This window comes from Streptomyces sparsogenes (assembly GCF_001704635.1).
GTDB classification, from domain to species: domain Bacteria; phylum Actinomycetota; class Actinomycetes; order Streptomycetales; family Streptomycetaceae; genus Streptomyces; species Streptomyces sparsogenes.
Window position 1 is genome coordinate 1 of record NZ_MAXF01000004.1, and the last position, 5,328, is coordinate 5,328.

Here is a 5,328-nt window from a genome sequence, read left to right on the forward strand (position 1 = left end):
TCCCAGGTGGAGCAGCAGCCGCTGCTGAGGGTCCATCACCTCCGCCTCGCCCGGGGAGATCCCGAACGGCGCCGGGTCGAACGCGCCGGCGTCGCCGAGGAAGCCTCCCTCCCCGACCGCGCTGCGCACATCCGGGTGGGCGTCCGGCCCGCACAGGCCGTCCAGGTCCCAGCCCCGGTCGGTGGGAAAGGCGCCGATCGCGTCCCGCTCCTCGGTCAGCAGTGTCCACAGGTCGTCCGGCGACTCGACACCCCCGGGGTAGCGGCAGGCCATCCCGGTGATGGCGACGGGCTCCCGGGGTGCCGCGCGCAGCCGCTCGTTCTCCTTGCGCAGCCGCTCGGCCTCCAGGAGCGAGGTGCGCAGGGCCTCGACGACCTTGGCGTCGGCCACTGTCATGGCATTCCTCCGAAGGGACGGCACACGTCAGGACTCGTCGTTGCGCAAGGCCGCGTTGACCAGTTCCTCGAGGTCCATGGAGGCGATGTCCGCGGAATCGGGGGCGGGGGTGTCATCTCGGGGTCCGTCCGCGGGTCGCGCCCCCGTGTCCGCTTCCCCGGGCCCCTCGTCGCCCAGCCGCAGCAGTGCCTCCAGCAGGCCGGATTCCTCCAGCCGGCGCAGCGGGACGGCGGCCAGCACCTGCCGGACCCGGCTCTCGCGCGGATCGGGGGACGGGCCGTCCGGCAGGCCGGGGGGCGGGCTCGGGTCGGCGGGGGCGCTCGGGCCGGTGGGCGGGCCCAGCTCGGTGGGCGGGGCGATCCGCTCGCGCAGGTGCTCGGCCAGCGCCACGGGGTCGGCGAAGTCGAAGACGAGCGTGGCGGGCAGGCGCAGGCCGGTGGCGGCCGAGAGCCGGTTGCGCAGCTCGACGGCGGTCAGCGAGTCGAAGCCCAGCTCCTTGAACGTCCGGTCGGGGGCGATCTCGCCGGCCGAGCCGTGGCCGAGGACGGCCGCCATGTGCGCGCGCACCGCCTCCAGCACACAGCGGTCACGTTCCGCCTCCGGCAGCGCGGCGACCCGGTCCGCCAGCGACGGGCCGCCGCTGCCCGCCACGCCGCTGTCCGCGATCCGCCGCGCCCTGCCGCGGCCGGCGGCCGGGCCGCCGCGCGAGGCCGCCGCGGACTGCCGGATCGGGACCAGCAGCGCGTCGCCCGCGGCGTACGCCCGGTCGAACAGCGCCAGGGCCTGTTCGGTGGGCAGCGGATCCATACCGGCCTGGCGGATGCGCTGCCGGGTGCCGTCGTCCAGCTCGCCGGTGAGCGCGCTGGTCTCCTCCCACATCCCCCAGGCCAGGGACTGCGCGGGCAGCCCGTGGGCGCGGCGGTGGTGGGCCAGGGCGTCCAGGAAGGTGCTGGCGGCGGCGTAGTTGGCCTGCGAGGGGTTGCCGTACACCCCGACGATGGAGGAGAACAGCACGAACAGCGCCAGGTCGGCGCCCTGGGTGAGCTCGTGCAGATGCAGCGCGGCCTCGGCCTTCGGCCGCAGCACCCGGGCCAGTTGCCCGGGGGTCAGCGCCTCGACCATGCCGTCGTCGAGGACGCCGGCGCAGTGCACCACCCCGGTCAGCGGGTGGGCGTCGGGCACGCCGGCCAGCACCTCGGCGAGCCGCTCGCGGTCGCCGGCGTCGCAGGCCGTGACGGTCACGGTGGCGCCCAGCGCGGCGAGCTCCTCGCGCAGGGCGGGGGCGCCGGGTGCCTCGGGGCCCCGGCGGCTGGTCAGCAGCAGGTGCCGCACCCCGTGACGGGTCACCAGGTGGCGGGCGATCAGGCCGCCCAGGGTGCCGGTGCCACCGGTGACCAGGACCGTGCCCTCCGGGTCGAGCGGCCTCGGCAGCGTCAGCACGATCTTGCCGATGTGAGCGGCGCGGCTCATCAGCCGGAACGCGTCGCGCGCCCGGCGGATGTCGAAGGCGCGGACCGCGGGGTGGGTCAGCTCGCCGCGCGCGAACCGGCCGAGGATCCCGGTCAGCATGCGGCCGATGCCGTCCTCTCCCGGCTCCCTCAGGTCGAGGACGCGGTAGCGGACGCCGGGGTACGGCCCGGCGAGCCGCTCGGGGTCGCGGACGTCGGTCATGCCCAGCTCCACGAACCGGCCCTTCTCGGCCAGCAGGCGCAGGGACGCGTCGGTGTACTCGCCGGTGAGGCTGTTGAGGACCACGTCGACGCCGCGGCCGCCGGTGGCGGCGCGGAAGGTGTCCTCGAAGTCCAGGTCGCGGGAGGAGGCGCGGTGGGCCTCGTCGATGCCCATCGCCTCCAGCACATGGTGCTTGCCGGGGCCGGCGGTGGCGTACACCTCGGCGCCCAGGTGGCGGGCGATCCGCACGGCCGCCGTGCCCACGCCGCCGGTGGCGGCGTGGACGAGGACCGACTCGCCCGCCTTGAGCCCGGCGAGGTCCACCAGCCCGTACCAGGCGGTCACGAACGCGATCGGCACGGCCGCCGCCTGCTCGTCGGTCCAGCCCGGCGGGACGGGCACGACGGAGCGGGCGTCCGCCACGGCGGTCGAGCCGAAGGCCCCCTGGAACATGCCCATCACGCGGTCGCCGACGGCCACCGACGTGACGTCCGGGGCCGCCTCGACCACCACCCCCGCGCCCTCGCTGCCGCGGAACGCCCCGTCGCCCGGGTACATCCCGAGCGCGATCAGCACGTCGCGGAAGTTGACGCCGGCGGCGCGGACCCGGACGCGGATCCGGCCGGGGGCGAGCGGCCCGGGTTCCTCCGCCGCCACCAGGCCCAGGTTCTCCAGCGTGGCGGGCCCGGCGATGTCCAGCCGCCAGTGGGGTTCTTCCGGCAGCGTCAGCGCGCCGCCTGAGGCCGCGGGGACCAGGCCGGCGACCCGCACCGTCCCGTCGCGGACGACGATCCGCTTCTCGCCGGCGGCCACCGCCGCGGCGACCGCCTCCGGCAGCTCGGGCCCCTCCAGGTCCACCAGGACCAGCCGGTCCGGATGCTCGGACTGCGCGGACCGGATCAGGCCCCACACCGGGGCGTGGACGAGGTCGGTGACGTCCTCGCCCTCGGCGGCGGCGACCGCGCCGCGGGTGACCACCACCAGCCGGGAGGCGGCGAACCGCTCGTCGGCGAGCCAGCGCTGGACGGTGTGCAGCACCTCGCCCAGCCGGCGGCGCAGCGCGCCGGGGAGGTCCCCGTCGTCCGGCACCGGTTCGCAGGGCAGCAGGGCCGCCGGCGGGGCGGGCAGGCCGCCGTCCACCGCGGCGGCGAGCGCGTCGAGGTCGTCGTAGCGGCGCACTCCGTGGTGGGTGGGCTCGGTGCCGGTGGCGATCGCGGCCCAGTCGTCGGTGGGGGCGCCGGTCCGGGGGCCGGTCAGGGGGGTGTACGCCACCCGGAGGAGCGTGTCGCCGGTGTCCTCGCCGCCGCCGGGGAGCTGCCCGGCCGTGAACGGCCGCGTCACCAGGGCCTCGATGGAGATCACCGGGTGTCCCGAGGCGTCGGTGGCCTGGACGGACATGCCGTCCTCGCCGACCGGCGCGAGTCTGACGCGCAGCAACTCGGCGCCGGTGGCGGCCAGCGACACGCCGTTCCAGGCGAACGGCAGCGCCATCCGGCCTTCGCTGTCGCCGCGCACCGCGCTCAGTCCGCTGGCGTGCAGCGCACCGTCCAGCAGAGCGGGGTGGATGCCGAACGCGGCGGCCTTCCCGCGCTGCTCCTCCGGGAGGACGACCTCGGCGAACACCTCCGTCTCGCGCCGGTACACGGCGCGCAGCGAGCGGAAGGCGGGGCCGTAGCGGTAGCCGCCCTCGGCGAGCTGGTCGTAGCAGCCCTCCACGGGCACGGGCTGGGCACCTTCGGGCGGCCACTGGGCGAGGTCGAACGGCCGGGCGGCCCCGCCGGCCGCCAGGACGCCGGTGACGTGCCGGCTCCACGGCCGGTCGGACCCGGACGGGCGGGCGTACCCGCCGAGCGTGCGGCGGCCGTCCTCGTCGGGGCCGCCCACCACGAGTTGGAGGTCGGAGCCGCCCTGCTCGGGGAGGACCAGCGGGCTCGCCAGCACCATTTCCTCGAGGCGGTCGCAGCCCACCTCGTCACCGGCCCTGACGGCCAGTTCCACGAACACGGCGCCGGGCACCAGCACCGCGCCGGCCACCGCGTGGTCGGCCAGCCACGGATGGGTGTCCAGGCCGAGCCGGCCGGTCAGGACCACCTCGTCGCCCTCGGCGAGGACGGTGACGGCTCCCAGCAGCGGGTGATCGGCCGGCGCGAGGCCGAGGCTCGCGGGGTCGCCCGCCGCGCCGGCGGTGGCATCCAGCCAGTAGCGCCGCCGCTGGAACGCGTAGGTGGGCAGGTCGGCGGGGCTGGTCCCGTCCGGGAACACCGCGCTCCAGTCCACCGTGACGCCATGGGCGTGGGCCTGGCCCAGCGCGAGGAGGAAGCGGTCCCAGCCGCCCTCGTCCCGGCGCAGGGTGCCGAGGGCCGTGGCGTTGGCACCCGACTGGTCCATGGTTTCCTGCACGCCGATGGTGAGGACCGGATGCGGGCTGCATTCGATGAACACGCCGTGCCCGTCGGCCAGAAGCGCCTCGGTGGCCTCCTGGAACCTCACCTGCCGGCGGAGGTTGGTGTACCAGTAGTCGGCGCCCATGGTGGTGCCGTCGATACGCCGCCCGGTGACGGTCGAGTACAGCGGGACGGTGCCGGCCTTCGGCTCGATGCCCGCCAGGGCCTCGAGCAGCGGATCGCGCAGCGCGTCGACGTGGGCGCAGTGCGAGGCGTAGTCCACCGGGACGCGCCGGGCGCGCACGCCGTCGGCCTCGCAGTCCTCCAGCAGCTCCTCGAGGGCGTCGGCGTCGCCGGAGACCACGGTCGAGGAGGGGCCGTTGACGGCGGCCACGCTCAGCCGCCCGTCCCAGCGCTCGAGGTGTTTCTCCACCAGTTCGACGGGCTGCGCCACGGAGGCCATGCCGCCACGGCCGGACAGCTCGGGAAGCACCTGGGAGCGCAGCACCACGACGCGGGCCGCGTCGTCCACCGACAGCACGCCCGCGACGCAGGCCGCCGCGATCTCGCCCTGGGAGTGGCCCACCACGGCCGCGGGCTCCACTCCGTGGGAACGCCACAGCTCGGCGAGGGCCACCATCACGGCCCACAGCACGGGCTGGACCACGTCCACCCGCTCCAGCGAGGGGGCGCCGGGATCGGCTCGCAGCACCGACTCCACGGTGTAGTCGGTGTGCCGTTCGACCGCTTCGGCGCAGCGGCGGAAGTGTTCGGCGAACACCGGTGAGGCGTCGGCCAGGGCGAGGGCCATGCCGGCCCACTGCGAGCCCTGGCCGGGGAAGACGAACGCCGTCGCGCCGGGGTTCACCGCGCCCGT

Annotated in this window: 2 protein-coding genes; both read right to left on the minus strand. The window is 76.2% G+C overall.

From position 1 onward, the window contains the following. The coding region (locus tag BBH68_RS00080) for a beta-ketoacyl synthase N-terminal-like domain-containing protein (protein WP_245737824.1) at window positions 1-396 on the minus strand (396 nt) is incomplete at its 3' end. 27 nt (window positions 397-423) lie between these two features. Beyond that, complete coding sequence (locus BBH68_RS00085) at window positions 424-5,319, minus strand: SDR family NAD(P)-dependent oxidoreductase (protein WP_245737825.1); 4,896 nt, start codon at window positions 5,317-5,319, stop codon at window positions 424-426. Window positions 5,320-5,328 lie beyond the last annotated feature (9 nt).